General features: G+C 62.0%; 14 protein-coding genes and 1 pseudogene. 11 read left to right on the top strand and 4 right to left on the bottom strand.

Translation table 11 applies throughout. The features are described 5' to 3' along the window. Positions 1-22 precede the first annotated feature (22 nt). Complete coding sequence (locus tag AC3WWR_RS20690) at positions 23-2,719, bottom strand: winged helix-turn-helix domain-containing protein (RefSeq protein ID WP_020799133.1); 2,697 nt, start codon at positions 2,717-2,719, stop codon at positions 23-25. 222 nt (positions 2,720-2,941) lie between these two features. On the opposite strand from AC3WWR_RS20690, the gene AC3WWR_RS20685 reads away from it, so the two are divergent. Next, positions 2,942-3,694, top strand: a complete 753-nt coding sequence (locus AC3WWR_RS20685; protein ID WP_151142304.1) for an SDR family NAD(P)-dependent oxidoreductase — start codon at positions 2,942-2,944, stop codon at positions 3,692-3,694. Positions 3,695-4,023: 329 nt separating this feature from the next. On the opposite strand, the gene AC3WWR_RS20680 is transcribed toward AC3WWR_RS20685, so the two are convergent. Then, on the bottom strand, positions 4,024-5,085 hold the full coding sequence (locus AC3WWR_RS20680; RefSeq protein WP_492599019.1) for an MBL fold metallo-hydrolase: 1,062 nt from the start codon (positions 5,083-5,085) through the stop codon (positions 4,024-4,026). Positions 5,086-5,306: 221 nt separating this feature from the next. Here AC3WWR_RS20680 and AC3WWR_RS20675 point away from each other — a divergent pair, with 221 nt between their 5' ends. From AC3WWR_RS20675 to AC3WWR_RS20630, 10 genes and pseudogenes are all read left to right on the top strand, one after another. Then, positions 5,307-7,001, top strand: coding sequence for a DUF1302 domain-containing protein (locus AC3WWR_RS20675; RefSeq protein ID WP_492599018.1), 1,695 nt, complete (start codon positions 5,307-5,309; stop codon positions 6,999-7,001). A gap of 99 nt (positions 7,002-7,100) precedes the next feature. Next, the gene (locus tag AC3WWR_RS20670; RefSeq protein ID WP_492599017.1) at positions 7,101-8,186 is read left to right on the top strand and encodes a WD40/YVTN/BNR-like repeat-containing protein; all 1,086 of its coding nucleotides are present in this window, start codon (positions 7,101-7,103) and stop codon (positions 8,184-8,186) included. Then, positions 8,186-10,678, top strand: coding sequence for an efflux RND transporter permease subunit (locus AC3WWR_RS20665; RefSeq protein WP_020799128.1), 2,493 nt, complete (start codon positions 8,186-8,188; stop codon positions 10,676-10,678). Before AC3WWR_RS20670 ends, AC3WWR_RS20665 begins: the two co-directional genes overlap by 1 nt. 25 nt (positions 10,679-10,703) lie before the next feature. Further along, positions 10,704-11,852: an acyl-CoA dehydrogenase family protein gene (locus AC3WWR_RS20660; RefSeq protein ID WP_083349061.1), complete on the top strand. Its 1,149-nt coding sequence runs from the start codon at positions 10,704-10,706 to the stop codon at positions 11,850-11,852. Between the two features lie 120 nt (positions 11,853-11,972). Beyond that, complete coding sequence (locus tag AC3WWR_RS20655) at positions 11,973-13,118, top strand: acyl-CoA dehydrogenase family protein (protein WP_454865855.1); 1,146 nt, start codon at positions 11,973-11,975, stop codon at positions 13,116-13,118. A gap of 67 nt (positions 13,119-13,185) precedes the next feature. After that, a complete protein-coding gene (locus tag AC3WWR_RS20650) occupies positions 13,186-15,156 on the top strand; it encodes an alkyl/aryl-sulfatase (protein WP_020799125.1) in 1,971 nt (656 codons plus the stop codon). 252 nt (positions 15,157-15,408) lie between these two features. Continuing rightward, complete coding sequence (locus tag AC3WWR_RS20645; RefSeq protein WP_020799124.1) at positions 15,409-16,839, top strand: hypothetical protein; 1,431 nt, start codon at positions 15,409-15,411, stop codon at positions 16,837-16,839. A 3-nt stretch (positions 16,840-16,842) separates the two neighbouring features. After that, positions 16,843-18,300: pseudogene (locus AC3WWR_RS20640) on the top strand (acyl-CoA reductase). A gap of 144 nt (positions 18,301-18,444) precedes the next feature. Next, entirely contained in the window at positions 18,445-19,506 is a 1,062-nt protein-coding gene (locus AC3WWR_RS20635) for an NAD(P)-dependent alcohol dehydrogenase (protein ID WP_020799122.1), read from the top strand. A 109-nt stretch (positions 19,507-19,615) separates the two neighbouring features. Further along, on the top strand, positions 19,616-20,968 hold the full coding sequence (locus AC3WWR_RS20630; RefSeq protein WP_155943734.1) for a DUF1214 domain-containing protein: 1,353 nt from the start codon (positions 19,616-19,618) through the stop codon (positions 20,966-20,968). 234 nt (positions 20,969-21,202) lie between these two features. On the opposite strand, the gene AC3WWR_RS20625 is transcribed toward AC3WWR_RS20630, so the two are convergent. Beyond that, positions 21,203-22,774, bottom strand: a complete 1,572-nt coding sequence (locus AC3WWR_RS20625) for an AMP-binding protein (protein WP_141195478.1) — start codon at positions 22,772-22,774, stop codon at positions 21,203-21,205. A gap of 85 nt (positions 22,775-22,859) precedes the next feature. Next, the gene (locus AC3WWR_RS20620; RefSeq protein WP_042955605.1) at positions 22,860-23,780 is read right to left on the bottom strand and encodes an SDR family NAD(P)-dependent oxidoreductase; all 921 of its coding nucleotides are present in this window, start codon (positions 23,778-23,780) and stop codon (positions 22,860-22,862) included. Positions 23,781-23,809 lie beyond the last annotated feature (29 nt).

Raw genomic sequence — 23,809 nt, 5'->3', positions numbered from 1 at the left:
GACGGCGCGCAATTGGCAAAAATCAGTCGATCAGCTTGTGATTGCGTGCCCAGACCATGGCGTCGTACCGGCTCGAAACGCCCAGCTTGGCGTAGATGTTGCGCAGGTTCCATTTCACCGTGTCCAGGCTGATGTCCAGCGTGTGGGCGATGCGCTTGCTCGACATGGCCTGGGAAACGAGGCTGAGGATCTCGCGTTCGCGTGGCGTCAATTGCGGCGCTTGCCCGGTGGTCGTGGTCCGCCGCGAACGTGATGTCGGGAGGGGCGGCGCGCAAGGGCCGGTGAGCTTGCCGAGCAGTTCGTCGACGTACTGACGCAGGGGGGTGTCCAGGGGGCTTTGGGATAGACGCGAAAGCAGTTTCTCGCTCAATGCCCCTTCATCCAGCAAGGTACGGACCAGCCCCAGGCGTCGCCCGTTCTCCACGGCCTCACGGAGTCGTGCGAGGGAGTCTTCCGGGCGATCGAGATCATCCAGCACGCCGGCACGCAGCAGGTCGGCGAGCACGCCAAGGCGGTGGCGCTGGAAACTATCGGCGTAGTGTCTCACTTCGTCCAAGGCTTGCAGGGCGGCTTGGGAGTCGACGCTAGTGAGAATCCGCGCCCGCGCCAAAGCGGCAATGGCCGGCAGTTCTGCCCGGCCACCGTGCTCGCTGCTGTGGTCGCGGGCAATCTCTTCGAGGGTTTGCAACAACTCCACGGCCTGATTACGCTGGCCCTTGACCAGGCTCACGCGGATCTGTTCGCCCAATAACTGAGCCACTGGGCGAATTTGTCCGAGGCTGCGCAGGTGGGAAATTTGCTGGCGCAGGAAGGCGAGGGCGGTATCCGGGCCTTTTTGCAACAGGTCCAGGCGGCTGCGGCTGATGTTGGTGCGCACAATGACATCGGGAACGGAGGAGTGCAGTAAGCCAGAGCGGTTGGCGATCAACTCGCGCGCGTCATCGATCCGGTCAAGCTCGTAAAACGCATCGGCCAGCAGGCTGGCACAGAGGTTGGCGCAGATCGATCGATGCCCACCCTCGCGTGTGGAGCGCTCGAGCAGTTCGGATACCAGCGGTTCGGCCACGCCGATTTCGCCGCAAACGATATAGGTGGTCAAGCGTGCCGATTCCGCGACCAATGCCATGTCATTGCCGCGATCCTGCGGGGGTATAGGATGAATGTCGAACAGGCGTCGGGCATCGGCATAGCGTCCCGCCGTGTAATAGGCCACGCACAGTGCCGCCAGCAGCATGTAGCGTAAGAAGGGATTGTCCATAGGTGCATCACGCACAGGTTCCAGCAAGGCAATGGTACGCTCGCTGTCATCTTCCTGCACGGCGATGGCGGCATGGATCAGCGGTATGCCGCTGGCCAGTTCAGGGTGTTCGCTCAGGCCACTGGCCTGTAGACGCTCTAGCCAGGCTTTTGCACGTTCCGGACGCGAGGTCAGCGAAACCGTGATGCAGGCCAGGAACAGCAGGCGCTGGTGGCGAAACAGCACGTCCTCGGGCAAACGCTCCAACAGGCGTAAGGTCGGAGCGAGATAAGCCAGGCTCCAGGTCTTTGGCGCGCTCTGCTCTATCACCTGAATGGCAAACTCGACGTCGTCGCCCAGGCTGGCGTGGCGAACTGCCTCGGTCAGGCAGCTGTGTCCGGCGAACCAATGGGCTGCGAGGCGGTGCAAGGCACGGATGTCCTTTTTTCGACGCTCCAGGCGTGCGCTGAGGAATTCCCCGAACAGCGGCTGGAAGCGATACCAGGTCATGCGGTCTTCGGAGTCGACCCGATTGATCAGCAGGTTCTCGTCTTCCATGCGCTGAAGCAGTTCACCGGCGTTGGCATGGCCGGTCACGGCAGCGGCCATCGGGGCGTTGAAGCGGCGGAAGATCGACAACGTTTCGGCAACTTCGACCAGTTCTTCGGGCAGGTGCGCCACCACTTCTTCGCTCAGGTAGCTTTGCAGGTCGCTTGAGCGCCAGACCAGATCGTTGAGAATCGAGCGGGTTGAAGGGCGGTTCTTGAGCATGATGACGATCAGTTGCAGGCAAGAGGGCCAGCCGCTGGTCAGTTCCTGGATCAGGCTCAGTTCATCGGCATTGATCTTGTCCGTGCCCAGGTTCTCCTCCACGAAGGTGCGGGTCTCGGCCAGGTCAAACGGCAGTTCGACGCTTTCGATTTCAGCCAGTTGGTCCATGACGCGCAGTCGAGAGAGGCTTAACGGCGGATTGACCCGCGACACGAGCACCAGGTGCAGGTTGCCCGGACTCTGGTCGAGCAGCTTTTGAATCAGCTTGTGGGCAAGAGGGGTTTCCACATGGTGATAGTCGTCGACAATCAGGTAGAGCTCTTTGCTCAACTGGGTCGCAGCCTCGACGATAATCGCGACGCAGGCTTGCAACGCAGGCTCCGTGGTGTCCTCGCGGAGCAGGTCAACGTCCACTTCAATGCCCAACCGCCGCAATCCTTCGAAAAACGCTGAGCAGAAGGCGGTGTAGCCCTTGTCCTCGACCGTCAGCGACACCCAGGCCACTTCCGCGCCGGCCATGAGCCGGTCCTGGCGCCACTGCGCCATCAGGGTCGTTTTACCGTAACCCGCAGCGCCGGTGACCAGCGCCAATTTGCAATGCTGCATGCGCTGAAGCTGAGCGAGCAGCGCGGTGCGAGGCACATGGCGGGTACCGATGCGCGGTGGTGAAAACTTGGTCGAAACCAGATGTCTGGCTGGGGTGTCTGGCAACTTCTTATCCTCGCGCCACGGTCACGGCGACTCACGCGCCGGGCGAAACTAGCCAACCTGTCGATGCAGGTCAAGATTTTACGATAGCTGCAGTTAAGCGCTTGTGGGATCAGGAGGTGCTCCAGTCAGTTCATGTCCTTCCGCAATGGGAGGGACGAGCGGGTGGATTTGTTTTTTAAGATCCGCCAGGTCCCCAATCCGGGTGCCAACGAAGGAATCACAATGAAACTGGATAATAAAGTAGCCGTCGTCACGGGCGCGGCATCAGGGCTTGGCCTGGCCACTTGCAAGGCGCTGGCGGCCGCGGGAGCCCAGGTAGTGGGGTTTGACCTGGATCAACAACGGCTCGATGCCGCGCTGGATGGCATCACCGGTATCACCGGCATCGCGGTCGACGTTGCCGACGAAGCCAGTGTCAGGGCGGGTATCGATACGGTGGTGCAGCGCTTTGGCGGGGTGCATGTGGCGGTGAACTGCGCGGGGATCCTGGGCCCCTGCAAGACGCTATCCAAAGGCCAGCTGTTTCCGACCGAGCTGTGGAACCGGGTGTTGGGGGTCAACCTCACGGGGACTTTCAATATCATCCGCCACGCGGCGTTGGCCATGTCCACGAACACACCCGAAGACAGTGGCGAGCGCGGTGTGATCATCAACACCGCCTCGGGTGCTGCCCGTGAGGGGCAGATGGGGCAGGCGGCCTACAGTGCGAGCAAGGCCGGCATCATAGGCATGACGCTGCCGATTGCCCGCGACCTGGCTGAACACGGCATACGCGTGGTGAGCCTGGCGCCAGGACTGTTCGAGTCCGGGATGTCCGCCAGCATGCCGGAAAAAGTCTCGGAAACCATCGTCAACGGTTTGCTGTTCCCACGCCGCATGGGCCATCCGCAAGAATTCGCCGCGCTGGTGCGACATGTGGTCGAAAACGCCTACCTCAACGCGCTGACCCTGGACATACAGTGCGGCACTCGTTGAGTTGAACACGATCCTTGGCGGTGGCCCGGGTCATTATCGATCGCGTGAGGGCCTGAATCCTCTGTAGGAGCGAGCATGCTCGCGATAAACCCGAGAACGCCGCGGGGTATCAGGCTTGCCGCGTTATCGTTGACTTCCATCGCGAGCATGCTCGCTCCTACGCACACCGCAGCGACAAGGGATTGAGACAGTAGACGACCCTCGCGAGCGAGCGCGTGAGCGGCCTGAGTCTTCTGTAGGAGCGAGCATGCTCGCGATAAACCCGAGAACGCCGCGGGGTATCAGGCTTCCCGCGTTATCGTTGACGACCCTCGCGGGCATGCTCGCTCCTACAGGGGGGCGTACCAGGCTACGCCTTGTTCATCAAGAGAGACACTGACCTCACCGCGCAGCAACAAGTGGTTGAGGCAGGCCAGGGTTTCGCCGGTCGCCAGGGTGAAGCGGGTGGGGTCGTCGTTGCATACGGCGGTGCTGAACAGCAGCGTGAACAGATCGATGGCGCGTGCGGGCTCGTGCAAGCCTGCGCGTAACCGATCCAGCGCTCCCCATGCATCGGCTTGCAGTTGTTCGATGCGTGCATGCAGGCCCCGGAAAGGTTTACCGTGAGACGGCAGCACCAGCACGTCGTCGGGCACACGACGACGCAGGGTGGCCAGGGATTCAAGCCAGTCGCTCAGCGGATCGGCATCCGGCTCGCTGGGCTGCACCGAGACGTTGGACGAGATACGCGGCAGCACCTGGTCGCCGGATATCAGCAGATTGCGGTCGGCGTCATACAGGCAAGCGTGTTCCGGCGAATGGCCGGCGCCCACCACCACTTCCCATGAATGCCCGCCGATGTTCAGCCGCTCGCCGTCGCGTATGCGTCGGTAGCTATCGGGCAAGGGCGAGATCATGCGGCTGAAACTGCCGAAGCGCTGGCGGTATCGCTCCAGGGTCGGCCCGTCCCATCCGGCGCGCCGGTAGAACGCCAGCGTCTCCTCTGGCGCCGCGCGTGCGCTATCGCTGGCCAGCAGGCGGCCTTGCAGGTACTCCAGGCGCGTCATCCACAAGCGACTGCCGGTGTGCCGGGTCAGCCAGCCGGCCATTCCGACATGGTCCGGATGAAGATGGGTGGCGATGACCCGGGTCAGCGGAGCCTCGCGTAACGTGCCTTCCAGCAACGGGCGCCATAGCGCAACTGTCTGCTCGTCATAAATGCCGCTATCGACCAGTGTGGTGCCAGCCCCGTCAGCCAGGAGCCAGACGTTGATGGCGCCCAGGGACACCGGCAGCGGTAGCCGCAGCCACTGCACGCCCGGCGCTATCGGTTCGGGTGCTCCGGCGGTGGGCAGCATGGCGAAAGGGTAGCTGATCGGCGCGCCCGCGCTGGCCGGTGTGTCGTGCGTCATGGTGTTCTCCCGTTTGTTGTTACCGCCGCCGCACCCGGTCAGGTGCGCAATCAGCTCGATGGGCCAGACGTTACCGGAGGGGGGGTAGGGGGGGCACCCCCCTTTCAGAAAGGGGGGGGAGGACATCGGGCTGACGCTGGCACCCTTCGGAGCACTCGATCACTGATTGAGTGGCTTGCGAACCTGGATGTCCAGGTTCACCCAGGGGAGGAGGCACCCAGATGAATAACAAGAACAAATCGAATCAAAGTCATCCCGCCAGTTCTCATGCATTGAAGGCTACGGTCGTGGCCATGTGCGCGATTGCCTGCGGCAGCGCCAGTGCTATCGAGATCGATACCGGTAACGAAGACATCCAGCTGCGTTGGGACAACACCCTGCGCTACAACTTGGGTATGCGTACCGAAGGGCAGGACAGGGCGATCCTGGGCAACCCGAACAACGATGACGGCGACCGCAACTTCGACAAGCATCGACTGGTCAACAATCGCCTGGACGTACTCACAGAGTCGGACCTCATCTACAAGGGCAAGTATGGCGCCCGTGTCAGCGCCGCCCTATGGTATGACGCCGCCTATGCTGGAGATCTGGACAACGATAGCGTTGCCACCTCCAACCACCTCAACTCCAGTGGTCGCCCAGCCACCGGTCTAAGCCGCTACACCGACCGCTACTACGAAGGCCCGTCCGGTGAATGGATGGACGCCTTCGTGTTTGGCGAGTACGAAATGGGGGACATGCCGCTCAAGGCGCGCCTGGGTCGGCATACGGTCAACTGGGGTGAGTCGTTGCTCGGGGCTGGCGCCATCCATGGTATCTCCTACGGCCAGGCGCCACTGGATCAGGGCAAGGCATTGGCCTTGCCGGGGATCGAGGCCAAGGAACTGTACCTGCCGCGCAACCAGATTTCCGCGCAGTTGCAAGTCAACCCAGAGTGGTCGTTTGCTGCGCAGTATTTCTTCGAATGGCGGCCTTCGCGCGTGCCTGAGTCCGGCAGTTACCTGGGCTTCGCCGACATCTACCAGCAAGGTGGCGAGTCGTTCATCCTCAGCCCGACCCTGCGCGCCATCCATGGCGACGACATCGAGCCGCGCAACTCCGGTGACTGGGGCGTGATGACGCGCTGGAGCCCGGAATGGCTGGACGGCACCCTGGGGTTCTACGTACGCCAGTTCTCCGACACCCTGCCGCAGGTCATTCTGCTGGCCAACGCCCGCCCGCAGTACTACCTCAACTACGCCGACAAAATCGACATGTACGGCATCAGCCTGTCGAAGGAAATCGCCGGCATCAGCGTCGGTGCCGACCTCAACTACCGTCGCAACATGCCGCTGGTGAGTTCGGCGGCGCGGGTCACCTCGACCGCGCAACTGCCGGACGACGGCGACATTCTCGGCGCCCGTGGCGACACCCTGCACGGTGTGCTCAACGCTATCGGCACCGTCAGCCCGACACCGTTCTTCGATGGCGCCAATTGGTCTACCGAGCTGACCTGGAGCCGCTGGATCTCGGTCAACGACGACCCGCTGCACCTGTTCAAGGGCTCGTCTGCCTACAAGGCCGTACCGACCAACATCGACGAAGTGTCCCGCGACGCCTACGGCATCGCCATCAACTTCACGCCCAACTGGTATCAGGTGTTCCCCGGTGGCGACCTGTCGCTGCCGATCAGTTACTCCCAGGGCCTCTCCGGCAACTCGGCGGTGGCGTCCGGTGGCAACAAGGATGCTGGCAGCTACGCGGTGGGCCTGGCGCTCGATCTCTACAGTCGCTACCGCTTCGACCTGAAGTACGTGGACTACTTCGGTGACTACTCGACCAACCCGGTGACCGGCGCGGCCCTGACCCCGAGTGGCAGCCAGGCTTTGCTGGAAGACCGTGGTGCGGTGTTCTTCACCTTCAAGACCACGCTTTGAGCTGCGCTTGACGTAATCGCAAGTCCGCCCACGGCGGTCCCGCCGCGGACCGCCGTTGGTGCAATGCGCGCCCGCGCGCAACTGATGTGAGGTGACAACGTGTTCAAACAACTCTTGCGACCACCGCTGCTGATCCTGACCACGCTTCTGGCGGTGCCGGCGTTCGCCCAGTCGGGCTTTGTCTCGCCCCTCGACACGCCTGCGTTGCAAAGCGCCAAGGCGATCCAGGCACCCATCAACGCGTTGGCCAGGGCCGCAGGAAGGCTGATCGCGGCCGGCCAGCGCGGCCATATTCTTTATTCAGACAACGCCACCGACTGGGTCCAGGCCCAGGTGCCGGTCAGCTCGGACCTGACGGCACTGGCGTTTCCCACTGCCAACCAGGGCTGGGCCGTTGGCCACGAAGGCGTTGTGTTGCACAGCAGCGACTCGGGAAAAACCTGGACCAAACAGCTCGACGGTCAGCAGATCGCCGCGATCCTGCTCAAGCAATACGGCAACCCCGCCAACCCGGATGATCCCCAGGCGCAGCGCTTGCAACAGGATGCGCAATTGTTCGCCACCCAGGGCGCCGACAAACCGCTGCTGGACGTGTGGTTTGCCGATGAACGCACCGGGTTCGTCACCGGCGCGTTCAATTTGATCCTGCGTACCGAGGATGGTGGCCAGACCTGGACCGCCTGGCAGGACCGAATCGACAACCCGCGCAGCATGCACCTGTATGGCCTGCGCCCGGCAGCCGGCACGCTGTTCATGGTCGCCGAACAAGGCCTGGTGCTGAAACTGGACCCCGCCAGCCAGCGTTTCGTCAAGGTCGAACTGCCCTATGAGGGCACGTTGTTCGGCCTGCTCGGCGACGACCGTCTGGTGCTCGTCTACGGCCTGCGCGGCAATGCCTTGCGCAGTCTCGATGGCGGGGCAAGCTGGAGCACGGTCGACACCGGCATCAAGGAGGGCATCACCAGCGGCCTGATCGCCGAAGACGGCTCGATCCTGCTGGCCAGCCAAACCGGCCAATTGCTGCGCTCCACCGACCGCGGGGCAACGTTCAGCCGAGTCCCACTGGACCACGTGGCACCCAACTTCGCACTGGCACCCGCCGCCAACGGGGCCGTCGCCCTGGCGGGACTGGGTGGCGTGCGCGTGCAAAGCCTGCAACAGAACAAGCAAGTCGGAGAGCTGTGATGGGTATCCACAACGCCAGCGACAACCTGCAGTCCATCAGCAACATTGCTGATTTCAATCACCAGTCAGGCAGTCGTCTGGAGCGGTTGATCTTCAACCATCGGCTGCTGGTCATCCTGCTTTGCAGCGTGGTCACGGTCATCCTCGGCTGGGATTCGTCGCGCCTGACGCTCAATGCCGCGTTTGAGAAAACCATCCCGCTGAACCAGCCGTACATTCGTAACTTCCTGGAAAACCGCGACGAGCTCAAGGGCCTGGGCAATGCCGTGCGGGTGGTGGTGGAGAACCGCAAGGGCGATATTTTCGATCCCGCGTACCTGCAGGCACTCAAGCAAATCAACGATGAGCTGTTCCTGACGCCGGGTGTCGACCGGGCTAACGTCAAGTCCCTGTGGATGCCGGTGGTGCGCTGGAACGAGGTCACCGAAGAGGGCTTCGCCGGGGGACCGGTGATGCCAGACAACTACACCGGCTCCCAGGCCAGTACCGACGCCTTGCGCCAGAACATTGGCCGGGCGCAGTTGCTGGGTAATCTGGTGGGGACCGATTTCCGTTCCAGCATGATTTTCGTGCCGCTGCTGGACAAAGACATCAATACCGGCCAGCCGCTGGATTATTGGGAGTTGTCCAAGCGCCTGGAGGGCATCCGCGCGCAGTTCTCCGGTACCCAGGGCAGCGCTGACCTGGACATCCGCATTGTCGGTTTCTCCAAGGTCGTGGGCGATCTGCTCGACGGCTTGCAGCAGATGATCCTGTACTTCGCCGTGGCGGCGGTGATCGCCGCGCTGATCATTTTTGCCTGGACCCGTTGTGTGCGCAGCACCGTGCTGGTGCTGGGCTGTTCCTGCATCGCCGTGTTGTGGCAGCTCGGCCTGATTGCCCGCCTGGGTTACGCGCTGGACCCTTATTCGATTCTCGTGCCGTTCCTGGTGTTCGCCATTGGCGTGTCCCATGGTGCGCAGAAAATGAACGGGATCATGCAGGACGTGGCCCGTGGCACCCATCGGCTGGTCGCCGCCCGCTACACGTTCCGCCGCCTGTTCCTGGCCGGGGTCACGGCGCTGGTGGCCGACGCCGTGGGCTTTGGCGTGTTGATATTGATCGACATCCCGGTGATCCAGGACCTCGCAATCACCGCGTCCATCGGCGTTGCCCTGCTGGTGTTCACCAACCTGATTCTGCTGCCGGTGATGCTGTCCTACACCGGCGTCAGTCCCAAGGCTGCGGCGCGTAGCCTGCGCAAAGAACAGCGTGAAACGAGCGGGGCCTGGCGTCTGCTGGAGCGTTTCACCGAGCGCCGCTGGGCCACGGCATTGCTGCTGGGCTCGGCGTTGCTGACGGTGGCGGGCTTTGTCGTCAGCACCCATCTGCAAATCGGCGATCTGGATGCCGGGGCTTCGGAACTGCGACCCAACTCGCGCTACAACCTGGACAACGCCTATATCAACAGCAAGTACTCGCTGTCTTCCGACCAGTTCGCGGTCATCGTCAAGACCAAGGCCGAGGGCTGCCTGGAATACCAGACACTGGTCGATGCCGACCGACTGGGCTGGGTCCTGCAGCAAGTGCCGGGGGTGCAAAGCACGGTGTCCTTGGCCGATGCGGTGCGCAAGATCACGGCGGGTTCCTACGAGGGCAGTCCCAAGTGGATGTCGATCTCGCCCAACCAGGACGTACTCAACTATGCGGCGCGGACCGCGAGCACCAGCAATCCGGAACTGTTCAACAACGACTGTTCGGTGATGCCGGTGGTGGCCTACCTCTCCGATCATAAGGCGCAGACACTCGATCAAGTGGTGCAGGCCGCGCAAGCCTTTGCCAGCGCGCACAGCACGCCGGACCGCCAGTTCCTGCTGGCCGCCGGCAGCGCCGGGATCGAAGCGGCCACGAACATCGTGGTCAAGAAGGCCAACCTGACCATGTTGATGTACGTGTACGCGGCGGTCATCGTGCTGTGCTTCATCACCTTTCGCAGCTGGCGCGCGGTGGTGGTGGCCGTGGTACCGCTGGTGATCACTTCGATTCTGTGCGAAGCGTTGATGGTGCTGCTGGGCATGGGCGTCAAGGTCGCGACCCTGCCGGTGATCGCACTCGGGGTGGGTATCGGCGTCGACTACGCCCTGTATCTGTTGAGCATCCAGCTGGCCCGTCAACGTGCAGGCGACACCTTGGCCCAGGCCTACCGACATGCCTTGCGGTTCACTGGCAAAGTCGTGGCGCTGGTGGGCGTGACCCTGGCCGCGGGGGTGATCACCTGGGCGTTCTCACCCATCAAGTTCCAGGCCGACATGGGCATCCTGCTGACCTTCATGTTCCTGTGGAACATGCTCGGCGCCCTGGCCCTGATCCCGGCGCTGTCGCACTTCCTGCTCAGGAACGAGCATGTCTGCGGTTCGCCGACGGTCACCCCGGCAACCACAGACACATCCACCGTCATTGCATCCAAGGTCCGGACTGTACAGCGTGTACAGGCCGATCCGAACCCTGTCTGACCCCCTGAATTCATAAGGAATCACCATGAGCGATACAAACGCAGCGTTCCTCGGCGAACAGGAACTCATGATCCGCGATTCGGCGCGCAAGGTTGCCGCCGAAGTAGTTGCCCCCACGGCTGCCGAACGTGATCGCAGTGCCGCCTGGCCTCGCAATGAGCTGCAAGCCGTTGCCGAACTGGGCTTCCTCGGCATGCTGATCCCTGAAGAGTACGGCGGTGCCGGTGCCAGCTTCGTCGAGTACTGCCTGGCCATCGAGGAGTTCGCCGCCGCTGACACCGGCTTCGCCACCCTGATTCACGTCCATAACTCAGTGGGCCTGACCGTGGCGCGACTGGGTAACGAACAACAGAAGCGCAAATACCTGCCGGACCTGGCCAGCGGTAAACGCATCGGTGCCTTTTTGCTCAGCGAGCCGCACGCCGGCTCCGACACGGCAGCGTTCCGCACTCAGGCACGGCGCGAAGGCGAGCACTACGTCATCAATGGCAGCAAGCAATTCATCTCCAACGGCAACGAAGCGGGCCTGGGCCTGGTGCTGGCGGTCACTGACAAGGCTGCCGGCAAGAAGGGCAGCAGCCTGCTGATGGTCGACCCGCAGGAAAGTCCCGGTTACGTCGTGGCTCGCGTCGAGCACAAGATGGGCCAGCGCTCGGCCCATGTCGCGCAAATCCAGCTGGACCAATGCCGGGTACCGGTGGCCAACCTGCTGGGCGAAGAAGGCGCTGGCTATCGCAACGTGATGGGGTCGTTGTCGGAAGGACGGGTGGCGATTGCCGCTGTCGCCACCGGCACCGCTCGCGCTGCGCTGGACTCGGCGGTGGGCTATGCCAAGGAACGCGAAGCCTACGGCGAGCCGATCATCAAACTGCAAGGGGTGGCGTTCGACCTTGCCGACATGGCCGCGCAAGTGGATGTCGCCCACCACTACATGGTTCATGCCGCGCGATTGTGTGAAGCACACGTGCCCTGCGCCAAGGAAGCCTCGGTGGCCAAGCTGTTCGCCAGCGAAATGGCGGAGAAGGTGTGCTCCGACGCGCTGCAGATCCACGGAGGCTATGGCTACCTCAATGATTTCCCGGTGGAGCGTTACTGCCGGGACGTACGGGTGACCAAAATCTATGAAGGCACCAGCCATATCCAGAAATTGATCATCGCGCGCAGCCTGGCCTGACATGTGTGCAGCCCCCCTCTACTTGGAGGGGGTGACCGGACAGCTATCGGGCATAACCTGTTGTTCAAAGCGGGCTCGAATACGCCGGTGGATTCGCGACGATTGGCAGGGAACCAGACCATGCAGATACAGAACTCGACCGATGCACAGCGTCATGCAGTGGACAGCTTCCGTATCTTCCTTGCGACGGAGGTGGCGCCGGTCGCCAGTGCGTTCCGGGGTGGGCCGATTCCCCGGGAGAGAATGCGCGAAATCGCCCAGGGCATCGCCGAATTCGGCCTGCCCGGCGCCAGTATTGCGCCGCACCTGGGTGGCATGGGTTTATCGGTGGTCACCGAAGCCATGCTCCTGGCAGAGTTGTGCGTGGTTTCCAGCGAAATCGCCCACTGCGTCATCGTCAACATGCTCGTCGCCAGCGTCCTGGTCGAATTGCCTGAAGCGCAGCAACCGCTGCGCGAACGCTACCTGCCGGACTTGCTCGCCGGTCGCCGCTTCGGCGGCTATTACCTGCATCAGGCCGATGCTCAGGCAACGCTAACCGAAGGGGGCGTCAACGCCTGGACCACGGCGCACGGTTGGGTCATCAACGGTGCCCACGAGCGGGTGTGCAACGGCCATTACTCGGACATCCTCATTACCGGGATGCTGACCGAGGAGGGCGTGTCATGTCATGTGCTGGTGGACCGTGAGCAGCAGGGTTACTCCTCGCGCATCATCGACAGATCGACCCCGACCGGCACGTTCAATACCCGGGTGTCCTTCAACAATGTGCGCGTGCCGGCCGGCCATACGATCTGGCAAGAACAGGAAGGCCAGGCCGGGCTGCTGGAAAAGATCGACGCCGGCGCAGCCTTGCTGTCGATCGGCCTGGCCCGGTCGGTTCTGGAGGCGTGCATCAACAACGCGCGAAATCCTGACGATTGCGGCAGGGCGGCGGCATCGCAGCCGTTGGTGGCACTCAGGATTGCCGAGATGGCGACCCGAATCGAAGCGGCGAAACTCATGTGCTTTCAGGCCTATTCGCTGATCGATAACGACACTCCCTGCCAGATTCAGGCGTGCATGGCCCGCTGGCTAGCCAGTGAAACGCTGCTCAAGGCTTGCCAGGACGCGCTGCAGCTGCCCGGTGGCAAGGGGGTGAGCGCCGCATTGGACCTTGAGCGCATGGTGCGAGAGTCCATCGTGCTACCGGCGCCCAACGGCCTGACCGACCGGCAAAAATTGTCCATCGCCAAGGCGCTCACGGGCATCAGTACCGCGGGCTGACGGCTGTATTGACGGCGGCCACCCCGGCACGCCTGACTTATCACTCTGAACCATTCAAGGATTTTGTATGCGCTATTGCCTTGTTGCACTGTCTGTTGCCTTCGCCCTGTCCAGCAGCTTGTCATGGGCCGAGGACGCCCCGATCACGCCCGCAAAAGCTGCCAGCCCGACAACGGCGGCTGTCAACCAGGCGGTGCTCAAACAATTGCCGTTTCAGGATCGCGCCGACTATGAAGCCGCGCGGCGCGGGTTGGTCGCCGCCTTTGAGGGCGAAATCAAGGATGCCAATGGCAAGACCGTGTGGAATTCCCACCAGTACGACTTCCTCAAGCAAGAGCAGGCCCCGGACACGGTGAACCCCAGCCTGTGGCGTTTGGCGCAGCTCAATGCCAATGCGGGCTTGTTCCAGGTCACCGACAGAATCTACCAGGTGCGTGGTATCGACCTGGCTAACATGACCATCATCGAAGGTGACGATGGCCTGATCATCATCGACCCGCTCTACGTCACCGAAACCGCGAAGGCTGGCCTTGAAATGTACTACCGCAATCGCCCGCGCAAACCGGTGGTGGCGGTGATCTATAGCCACAGCCATGTCGATCATTTCGGTGGTGTGCGTGGGGTGGTCGACGAAGCAGACGTCAAGGCCGGCAAGGTTCGCATCTATGCGCCAGGCGGTTTCATGGAACACGCCATCCAGGAAAACGTCCTGGCGGGTACCGCGATGTTTCGTCGCGGCATGTTCCAGAGTGGCGGCGCGGTGGCCGGTAGCGAGCGGGGGCAGGTGGATTCGGGGATAGGCAAAGGTGTGCCGGTGGGCGGCACGATCAGCCTGATCGCACCGAGCGACCTGATCGTAAAACCGGAGGAAACCCACGATATTTCCGGTGTGCAGGTGGTATTCCAACTCACCCCGGGAACCGAGGCCCCCTCGGAGATGAACCTGTACCTGCCGCAAATGCAGGCGCTCTGTATTTCCGAGAACGCCGTGCGCTCGATGCACAACCTGCTCACGCCCCGTGGTGCCGAAGTGCGTGACGGTAAAGCCTGGGCGCATTTTCTCGACGACGCGCTGGTGCGCTATGGCGACAAGGCACAGGTGATGTTCGCTCAACACAACTGGCCGACCTGGGGCGGGGACAATATCCGCAACATGCTGGCCGATGAGCGTGACATGTACGCCTTTATCAACAACCGGACCCTGAACTTGCTCAACCAGGGCATGAATCCGCTGGAAATTGCCGACGCGGTGAAGAAGTTGCCCGGCGACCTCGATCAGAAGTGGTATGCCAGGGGCTACTACGGCACGCTGAGCTTCAACACCCGCGCGGTGTACCAGCGCTATCTGGGCTTCTACGACGGCAATCCGTCGACGCTTGACCCACTGCCTCCGGTCGAAGCCGGCAAACACTACGTGCAAGCCATGGGCGGGGCTGACAAGGTATTGGCGCAGATGCGCGCGGCAATGGACAGCGGCGATTACCGTTGGGCAGCCCAGTTGGGCAATCATCTGGTGTTCGCCGAGCCCGAGAACAAGGCGGCACGCGAAGCCCAGGCCGATGCGCTGGAGCAATTGGGTTACCGCAGCGAATCGGCGATCTGGCGCAACATGTACCTCACCGGCGTACAAGAGTTGCGTCAGATCAAGCCGCAGCAGGGCGCCCGTGCCACGGCCGACCTGATCCGGGCGGCGACGCCGACCATGTTCATGGACCTGCTGGCCGTGCGCATGGATTCGGACAAAGCCCAAGGCCACGACATGACCCTGAACTGGAACTTCGATGATCTTGACCAGCATTTTGCCTTGACCCTGCGCAATGGAGTGCTGACCTACCGCGAACAGGCCAGCCATGCCAAGGCCGATGTGTCGGTCACGATGAGCAAGGCCGTGCTGGACCGGATCAGCCTGCGCCAGCTCGACTTCCCGACGGCGCTCAAACAGGGGGATATCAAGCTTGCAGGGGACGCAGACCGCTTCAAGGCGATGCTCGGCATGCTGACCAGCTTCCAGCCAATGTTCAACGTCGTGACGCCCTGAGCGGTGGCACGTTGAGGCTCGTTGGTTGACGCACAAGCCATGCGCTGCTTTCCAGGGAAGACCCGGAACAACCCGGCGCATGGTTCATAAAAATAGAAAAAATCCATTATAAAACAGAGTGTTGAGGTGGTTTTACCGATACCGGAATACGGAAATGATTTTGCCTGGCGCGCCCTTAAACTGAATCCGCCATCAAGGCCGTTACGCATCGACGGCCAAGGCACGATCCCGTGAATCCCCGGAGACAGTCCCGTGACAAGAACAATAGAAGAACAGGTCGATCTGCTGCTGAGCGATCCGGCGGCCCTGGTCGGGCATAGCCTGCAAAACTGGAAGCAAATGCCTGCCGAACAGATCAATGCGCTGCAGCTGGCCGGGCTGAAACGGCGTTTCGGCGAAATGCGCGACCGTATCGCGGTGTTGAAGAAACTGGCGGACGCCGAGGGCATCGAGCGAATCGAACAACTGGACGACGTGGTGCCCCTGCTGTTCGAGCACACCCTGTTCAAGTCCTACCCGCCATCGCTACTGGAAAAAAACAACTTCGCCGCGATCAACAAATGGTTGGGCAAGCTGGTGGTTCCGGAACTGGCCGAGAAGATTGCCGCCGTCGACGTCACTGCGTGCAAAGGACTGGACGACTGGTTTGAAACCATGGACAGCGCCATTCCCGAGCTGTGCCTGAGCCATACGTCGGGCACTTCCGGGACGCTGTCGTTTTTGCCGTGCAGTGCCCGTGAGTTCGAAAAAGCTTCCCAGGTGCGCAAACTCTACGCCTGGAACATGACCGGCGCGGACACGCCGGACCCGGACCTGCACACGGCGTATCCGTACTACCGCAAAGGCTACCTCAGCCACCTGCGCGGCATGGGCTCGCTGGTGCGGGTACTGCTGCCCGATCTCTCACACTTCCACCCGGCCTATCCCTCGACCCTGTCCAGCGACGTACTGCGCCTGGGCGCCAGGCTGCGGGCCGCCCACGCCAATGGCACGCTGGATCGCCTGGTGGTGGCGCCTGAGCTGCTGGCCAAGAAAAAAGCCTTCGACCAGCAGCAGGCCGAGATGCCGCAGCACCTGGCGGCCTTTTTCGATGACATCGCGACCCGTCTCAAGGGCAAGCGCGTGTACATCGGCGGTACCTGGAACCTGCTGCACAACATGGCCGTGGCCGGCCTGGAGCGTGGCCTGGAAGGGGTGTTCCATCCCGATTCCTACATCATCACCACCGGCGGCGCCAAAGGCGTAGTGCCGCCCGAGAACTGGCGCGAAGACGTGATGCGCTTCCTGGGGGTGAAGACGCTGAACGAGTCCTATGCCATGTCGGAGGTGGTCAGTGGTTCGCACCTCAAATGCGAACAGGGCAACTACCACTTCTCGCACACCGCGATTCCCTTCCTGCTCGACCCTGAAACCAGCAAGCCGCTGCCGCGCCACGGGCGCCAGACCGGGCGCGCGGCGTTCTTCGACCTTGGTGCCGATATCCACTGGGGCGGTTTCATCACGGGCGACGAAGTCACCATCGAGTGGGATCAACCCTGCACCTGCGGGCGCCATAGCCGCTACGTGGTTGGGGCGATCCAGCGCTACAGCGAAAAGAACGGCGGCGACGACAAGATCACCTGCGCCGCATCCGAGCAGTCCCATCGCGAAGCGATGGATTTCCTCAACACCCTGGAAGGCTGAGCCATGTCCCATCCCATTGCTCCGATGATCATTCGTGGTCAAGTCATCACCGATAACCTGATCGAAGTGGGCGGTCGCGGCGGCGACCTGAGTTTTCTCACCCCCGACGCCAGCAAGTACATCGACCAGTTGCCCCTGGGCAATCCGGCGAAGCTCGCCGACCTGTACCGCTTGAGTTTCGACGACATTCTCGATTACGCCGTCGAACTCGGTGCGCGCCTGGACCTGGACAAGAACCAGTACCTGCAGGAAGCCTGTGAACTGTCGTTCCTCACGGCGCCGACCACCCCGACCATCGTCAAGGGCTCCTACATGGGCCTCAAGCACTTGCTGTCCCGTGAGTTCATCACCGAGATGGCAGAAAGCACGGTGGGTATCAAATACCTGGAAGGCTGGGTTCCGCAGACACTGCTCGACGGCACCGAACTGGAAGTGCGCTGCTTTGGCGCCCGGACCTTGCACATCGTCGCCGGCAACGCAGTGTCCCTGTCGTTGTGGACCATCATCCGCAACATGGTGCTGCGCAGCGACGCGATCATCAAGGCGCCGTCCAACGACCCGTTCACGGCGCTGGCCATCGCCCGCACCATGGTCGACATGGCGCCGGATCATCCGCTGACCAAACACCTTTCGGTGGCTTACTGGAAGGGCGGCGACGAGGCGTTCGAGCAGCGCCTTTACCAACCGCAGAACCTGGAAAAAATCGTCGCCTGGGGCGGTTTCGCCTCGATGAAGCACGTGACCAAATACATCCAGCCCGGCCTTGAACTGATTTCCCTGGACCCCAAGCGCAGCGCCAGCATCATTGGCCAGGAGGCCTTCTACAACGAAGAGAACATGCGCGAAGCGGCGGTGCGCCTGGCGGCCGACATCGGTGCAATCAACCAGAAGGGCTGTGTCTGCGCGCGTGTGGTGTATGTGCAGAGCGGCACGGACGAGCAGGGCCTGGAGCGGATCAACACCTTTGGCCAGTATGTCTATGAAGCCATGCTGGGCTTGCCCAATACCCTGAGCACCGCGCCCAAGCGTTACGACCAGGGCCTGAAGGCCCACGTCGACGCGCTGCGCCTGGATGACGAGTGGTAAAAGGTCATCGGTGGCAAGGAAGGCGAGGGCGCGATTATCTGCTCGCAATTGCCGGAACCGGTGTCCTTCGCCGCCAGCCTCGATGACCGGACTGCCAACCTGGTGCCGGTCGACGACTTGAGCGAAATGATGGCGGCGGTTGACGCCTACACCCAAACCGTCGGCGTCTATCCCGAAAGCATCAAGGATCAACTCAAGGATGTGCTGCCGCTGTATGGCGCTCAACGCATCGTTTCCCTGGGCTACGCCGCTGCCATGAAGTTTGCCGCGCCCCAGGATTCCATCGAGCCGATGCGTCGCATGGGCAAGTGGATTTCCAACCAGATCGCCGCACCAGAAACCAGTGCCGCGCCCTGGTTGCGGCCTTCGATCTGACACCATTCCCTGTAGGAGCGAGCCTGCTCGCGAAAAACGTCCAGGCAACGCGGGCATTCAGACACCCCGCGTCATCGATAGCGACCATCGCGAGCACGCTCGCTCCTACAGGGGAGCGCTCATTCAATCTGTGGAGAAATGAACATGACCACCTGCATCGGCTATGGCGTCCATGAAGCCAACGCTCCCCTCGAACCCCTGCGCTTCGAACGCCGTGAGCTGCGCGCCGACGATGTCGCCATCGATATCGACTACTGCGGCGTCTGCCATTCCGACCTGCATTACGTGCATAACGACTGGAAAAGCACGCGGTTTCCCTGTGTGCCGGGCCATGAAATCGTCGGTCGGGTCACTGCCGTGGGGCCTGCTGTCAATCGTTATCGTCCCGGTGATCGGGTGGCTGTCGGTTGCATGGTCGACAGCTGCCAGCAATGTGCGGCCTGCGAGCAACATCAGGAGCCGCATTGCACCCAGGGCATGACACCCACCTATAACGGCCTGGACCGCATCAGCGGCGAGGTGACCCGCGGCGGTTACGCCCAACACATCGTGGTACGCGAGCGTTTCGTGTTGCGGGTACCGCCGGCGCTGGATCCGCGCTTCACCGGTCCGTTGCTGTGTGCCGGCATCACTGTCTGGACGCCGATGCGCGAGCATGACGTCAAGACCGGTACGCGCCTGGCGGTCATCGGGCTGGGCGGACTGGGCCACATGGCGGTCAAGCTCGGCGTTGCGTTGGGCGCCGAGGTCACCGTGATCACCACTTCACCCGGCAAGGCCGAGGACGCCCTGGCGCTTGGCGCGCATCATGTACTGTTGTCGTCCGACCCGCAGGCCATGAAAACCGCCGCCAGCAGCTTCGACCTGATTCTGGACACCATCCCGCGCGGCCACAACGTCAACCCTTACCTGATGCTGCTGGGCCGCAATGGCAAACTTGTGCTGGTTGGCGCCCTGGAACCGCTGGAGCCGATTCACGGTGCATTGCTGGCGATCAACAACCGTTCGATCACCGGCGCGTTGATCGGTGGACTGGAGCAGACCCAGGAGTTGCTGGACTTCTGCGCCGAGCATCAAGTGCTGCCAAGTTGCGAAATGATCGACATCCAGGACATCAACCAGGCGTTCACCCGCATGCAGAACAATGACGTGAAGTATCGATTCGTGATCGACATGGCGTCGCTCAAGGATGTCGACGTGGCCTGACATCGGTTCTCCCCTCGGCTAGCATCCTCATACCTCCCTTAACGAGAGGGGCGGTATGGGGCTGGCAGAGGCATAACGGTTCGTTCATGGACCACGATGGAGAACAACAATGTCCGTTAGATCGCACCTTATGCGCTGCAGTGGCGCTTTTGCCGCTTCCGTCCTCGCGTTGGCCATCCAGGCCGGAGCAGCCTGCGCAGACGAAGCACCTCCCGCCTCGCCACCTGCCTTCACCGATCAACAAGTCAGCGATGCCTATATCTACCTGCTCGGGCGCTTGCTGGTCATGCGCCAGCAGCAGCTGGACTTTCAGGACGGCATGACCTGGAACCAGTTGGTGCACCGTAAACCCGGTGCGGTTGACTGGCCCAATCCCAATCTCGACGTCGCCTATTCGGAAGCCTGGATCGCCGTCGATGAACGCAGTTGTACCCAGGTAAGCGTGCCGAAGGTCACCAATCGCTATTACACGGTGCAATTTCTCAATGGCTGGGGGGAAACCCTGGCCAACATAAATGAACGTGTGTTCGCCGACCATCCGTATGGTGAGTTCGCGGTGTGCCTCAGAGGTGCAAAAGTGGATCTGCCGGCCAATACCCGGCGAATCGACCTGCCCGTACGCACGGCCCGGGTGCTGTCGCGGGTCGAGTTGGGGGCCGATCGGCAGGTGGCCGAGCAACTGCAGCATCAGTTCACAATGCGCGCGACGGGCTCGCCAGAGCTGCCGTCGACACCGCACGGGCCGGTATTCGAGCTGTACAGGTTGCCGACGGTGGAGGCCTTCGATGCCGCTGCGGCGGCACTTGAGGAGCCCGATCTCAATCCAGGCATGCAGACGCTGCAAGCGCAAGTGCGTGCCATTGCCGAACAGATCAAGCAACCTGGCGAACGTGCGCGCATCGACCAGCAAATCAAGACCCGTACCTTTGCGGCCCTTGCCAGCGCAGCGGCCACCATCGGTCCGGGTACCGTGCGCAACGGTTGGGTGCGCCCGGCGGTTTCCGGGGCTTATGGCGAGGATTACCTGACCCGGACGCTGATCGATCTGGGCGGCATCTGGGCCAACACCAGCGCGGAGGTCAACTATTACCGTGGCGCGCGGGATGCTGATGGTCAGGTCCTTGATGGCGGGAAAAGCTACTCGCTGACATTCCCGCGTGAACAATTGCCTTCCGGGTTCGCACGGTACTTCTGGTCCGTCACGGCCACTAACAGCAAAACCTTCCGGGTGTTGCCCAACGCGCTTGACCGCTTTTTGCTGAACAACCAATCCGACCTTCACTACAACGCCGATGGCTCCCTCACGCTGTATTTCGGACCGCAATTGCCCCAGGGCGCGGCCGAAAACAATTGGCTGCCGACGGTGGCAGGCGAGCCGTTCCGACTGATGCTGCGCTACTACGGCGGCAAGGGCCCGGTGGCCAGCGGCGAATATTTCCCCCCGGCGCTGGTGCGGCTATGAGGCGCTGACCTGTAGGAGCGGGCTTGCCCGCGATGGTCGTTAACGATAACGCGGGCTACCTGGATGCCCGCGTTGCCCGGCGTTTTTCGCGAGCAGGCTCATTCCCACAACGGCCGGGCCCGCCAACCCAGGCCAGCCTGACGAAAAAAAGCCCTGATGTCCCCAGCCTGACCAAGGGCGGTAGGGGACATCAGGGCGAAAACGAAGGGGTAAACGTTCAGAACAAACAGAGGTTCAGGACACGCAACGCGCCTTGTCTTTCCAGTACTTTTCACGCACCTGACGGCGCAGCACCTTGCCCACCACACTGAGCGGCAGGGCCTCGACGAACTGGATGGACTTGGGCGCCTTGAAGCGGCCCAGGCGACCCTTGACGTGTTCGATCAGCGCGTCGACCGACACGACCTGGCCATTCTTGAGGATCACTTCGGCGTGCACCGCCTCACCCCATTCCTCATGGGGAATGCCCACGACGGCCGAGTTCAGCACCGCGGGGTGAGCATTGAGCGCCGCTTCCACCTCGATGGCATACACGTTGAAACCACCGGTGATGATCATGTCCTTCTTGCGGTCGACCAGGTACAGGAAACCCTCCTGATCGATGTAGCCCAGGTCGCCGGATTTCCAGTAACCATTGTGGAACTCCTGCGCGGTGCCTTGCGGGTTGTTGAAGTAACCCGAAATGGTGCCCCGGGACCGCACCCACAGCTCACCCGTGGTGCCCAGCGGAACTTCCTGGCCATTGTCATCGACGATCAGGATCTCGGCACCGACGGCGATGCGCCCGGCCGAGGACAGCTGCTTCTCGTTCTGGGTCAAGTGGTCGGCCTTGCCCAGCAACGCTACGGCGTGCAAACACTCAGTGGCGCCATAAATCTGCATGAAAATATTGCCGAAGCGCTCCTGGGCCTGGCGCAGTTTCGCCGGGCTCATTGGTGCGGCCCCATAGGCCATGGTCTGCAGTGAGGACAGGTCAAACTCGCGCGCCTCGGGCAATTCCAGCAGGCGATAGATCATGGTTGGCACGAGCAGGGTCATGGTGACCTTTTCCGCTTCGATATTGCGGCACAGGCGAGCCAGGTCCGGGATGTTCTGGGTCAGGGTGCAGCCGCCGCGAAACAGCGTCGGCAGCAGGCCCAGCCCGGAGCCGTGGCTGATCGGCGCCATGTGCAGGAAGCGGGTATCCGGCTGATAGGGTTGCTCGGCTTCCAGATACATCGAATCGCGCAGCGCCATCCAGTTTTCGATGGTGTAGGCAACACACTTGCTCTGGCCGGTGGTGCCCCCGGTGAAGCGATAGACCAGGGTGTCCTTTTGTGTGTCGTTGTCGACGCCCGGATTGTGATCCGGCACGCCTTCGAGCAGGTCCCAGAAGTACAGCAACCCGTCACGCGGGTGTTCGGGAGGATCCATGCAGACGACGGTGATGCCTTGATCGTGAAGCGCATCAAAGTAACGATCGATCAACGCGTTTTCGATGAACACCACTTTTGGGCGCAGGAACTCTATTTGCCAGCGGTGCTCCTCGAACGCGTCGCGATAGTTCGCGTAGGCCGCGGCGGCGTCGCCCTTGAGCGCCGTCCAGGCATGGAACAGCGAGATGTTGTCGTTTTCCAGGATGCAGAGGTAGACATCCCCGCGGCACAGCCCAAGTCGCCCACGCAACATGTTGACGATGCGATTGGTCAGCGAATGGAATTCACGGAAGTTGTAGCGGCGATTGCGCTCGATGTTGACCAGGGCTTCCCGATCGCCGAACCGCACGGCCAGGTTACCGACCGTGTGTGCGAAGTTCATTATTGTCATTATTCATTCTCCGTCCGGGCGTGTGGCTGCACGCCCGTTGCGATCATCGTCGCGAGTTTAACCCGGGGCATGGCCCCGGGAATACTCAGGCCTGTTGAGCCTTGATAGCCGCCATGGCCGTGTCAATGAAAACCTTGACCTGCTGGTTGGCGTCGAAGCGTTCGACGGCAGTGCCCCAGTCGGTGATACGCGCGATGTTCGCCTCGATGGCTTCGGGTGTCAGGTCTTCGTTGCCGATGAATACCGGAGTGGTCTCTTCCATGCGCACGGCCGAGAACACACCGGCGCCGGCACCCAGGATCAGCTTGGTCGGTGCGTTTTCGCTGACCAGGAACAGCGCGCCCGGGGTTACCTGCTCAGGTCGGCTGGCCGCCAGCAGTTCGGCCGGCATTACGTCTTCGGTCATGCGCGTGGCCGCCATCGGCGCCAGGGTGTTGACCAGGATGTTGTTCTTGCGACCTTCGATGGCGAGCATGTTCATCAGGCCCACTACCGCCATCTTCGCCGCGCCGTAGTTGGCCTGGCCGAAGTTGCCGAACAGGCCGGCGGCAGAAGTGGTCATCAGCACGCGACCATAGTTTTGCTCGCGCATCAGGTCCCACACTGCCTTGGTGCAATTGATCGAGCCCATCAGGTGAACATTGATCACCGCATGGATATCGGCCATTTCCATCTTGGCGAACGACTTGTCGCGCAGGATCCCGGCGTTGTTGATCAGGATGTCGACGCGACCGAAGGCTTCGACCGTTTGCTTGACCATGGCCTGGACTTGTTCGTAGTCGGCCACGTTAGCGCCGTTGGCAATGGCAACACCGCCGGCCTGGCGGATTTCCTCGACCACGGCCAGGGCCGCATCGGACGAACTGCCGGAACCGTCACGGCTACCGCCGAAATCATTGATCACAACCTTCGCGCCGCGCGCAGCCAGGTTCAACGCATGAACGCGCCCAAGGCCATTGCCGGCGCCGGTGACGATAGCGACGCGATCATCAAAACGAATGGTCATCATGTTTTCCTCTGGTGAAATAATAGTAG

Source organism: Pseudomonas sp. EB271-G4-1, assembly GCF_058791355.1.
The sequence above is the reverse complement of the archived record's forward strand: the minus strand, read 5'-3'. Positions and strand labels throughout refer to the sequence as shown.

Excerpts from the sequence above, each read along its gene's own strand:
- AC3WWR_RS20660 (WP_083349061.1), top strand. The coding sequence starts at position 10,704 with ATGAGCGATACAAACGCAGCGTTCCTCGGCGAACAGGAACTCATGATC.
- AC3WWR_RS20655 (WP_454865855.1), top strand. The coding sequence starts at position 11,973 with ATGCAGATACAGAACTCGACCGATGCACAGCGTCATGCAGTGGACAGC.
- AC3WWR_RS20635 (WP_020799122.1), top strand. The coding sequence starts at position 18,445 with ATGACCACCTGCATCGGCTATGGCGTCCATGAAGCCAACGCTCCCCTC.
- AC3WWR_RS20630 (WP_155943734.1), top strand. The coding sequence starts at position 19,616 with ATGTCCGTTAGATCGCACCTTATGCGCTGCAGTGGCGCTTTTGCCGCT.
- AC3WWR_RS20680 (WP_492599019.1), bottom strand. The coding sequence starts at position 5,085 with ATGACGCACGACACACCGGCCAGCGCGGGCGCGCCGATCAGCTACCCT.
- AC3WWR_RS20625 (WP_141195478.1), bottom strand. The coding sequence starts at position 22,774 with ATGACAATAATGAACTTCGCACACACGGTCGGTAACCTGGCCGTGCGG.
- AC3WWR_RS20685 (WP_151142304.1), top strand. The coding sequence starts at position 2,942 with ATGAAACTGGATAATAAAGTAGCCGTCGTCACGGGCGCGGCATCAGGG.
- AC3WWR_RS20620 (WP_042955605.1), bottom strand. The coding sequence starts at position 23,780 with ATGACCATTCGTTTTGATGATCGCGTCGCTATCGTCACCGGCGCCGGC.
- AC3WWR_RS20675 (WP_492599018.1), top strand. The coding sequence starts at position 5,307 with ATGAATAACAAGAACAAATCGAATCAAAGTCATCCCGCCAGTTCTCAT.
- AC3WWR_RS20650 (WP_020799125.1), top strand. The coding sequence starts at position 13,186 with ATGCGCTATTGCCTTGTTGCACTGTCTGTTGCCTTCGCCCTGTCCAGC.
- AC3WWR_RS20665 (WP_020799128.1), top strand. The coding sequence starts at position 8,186 with ATGGGTATCCACAACGCCAGCGACAACCTGCAGTCCATCAGCAACATT.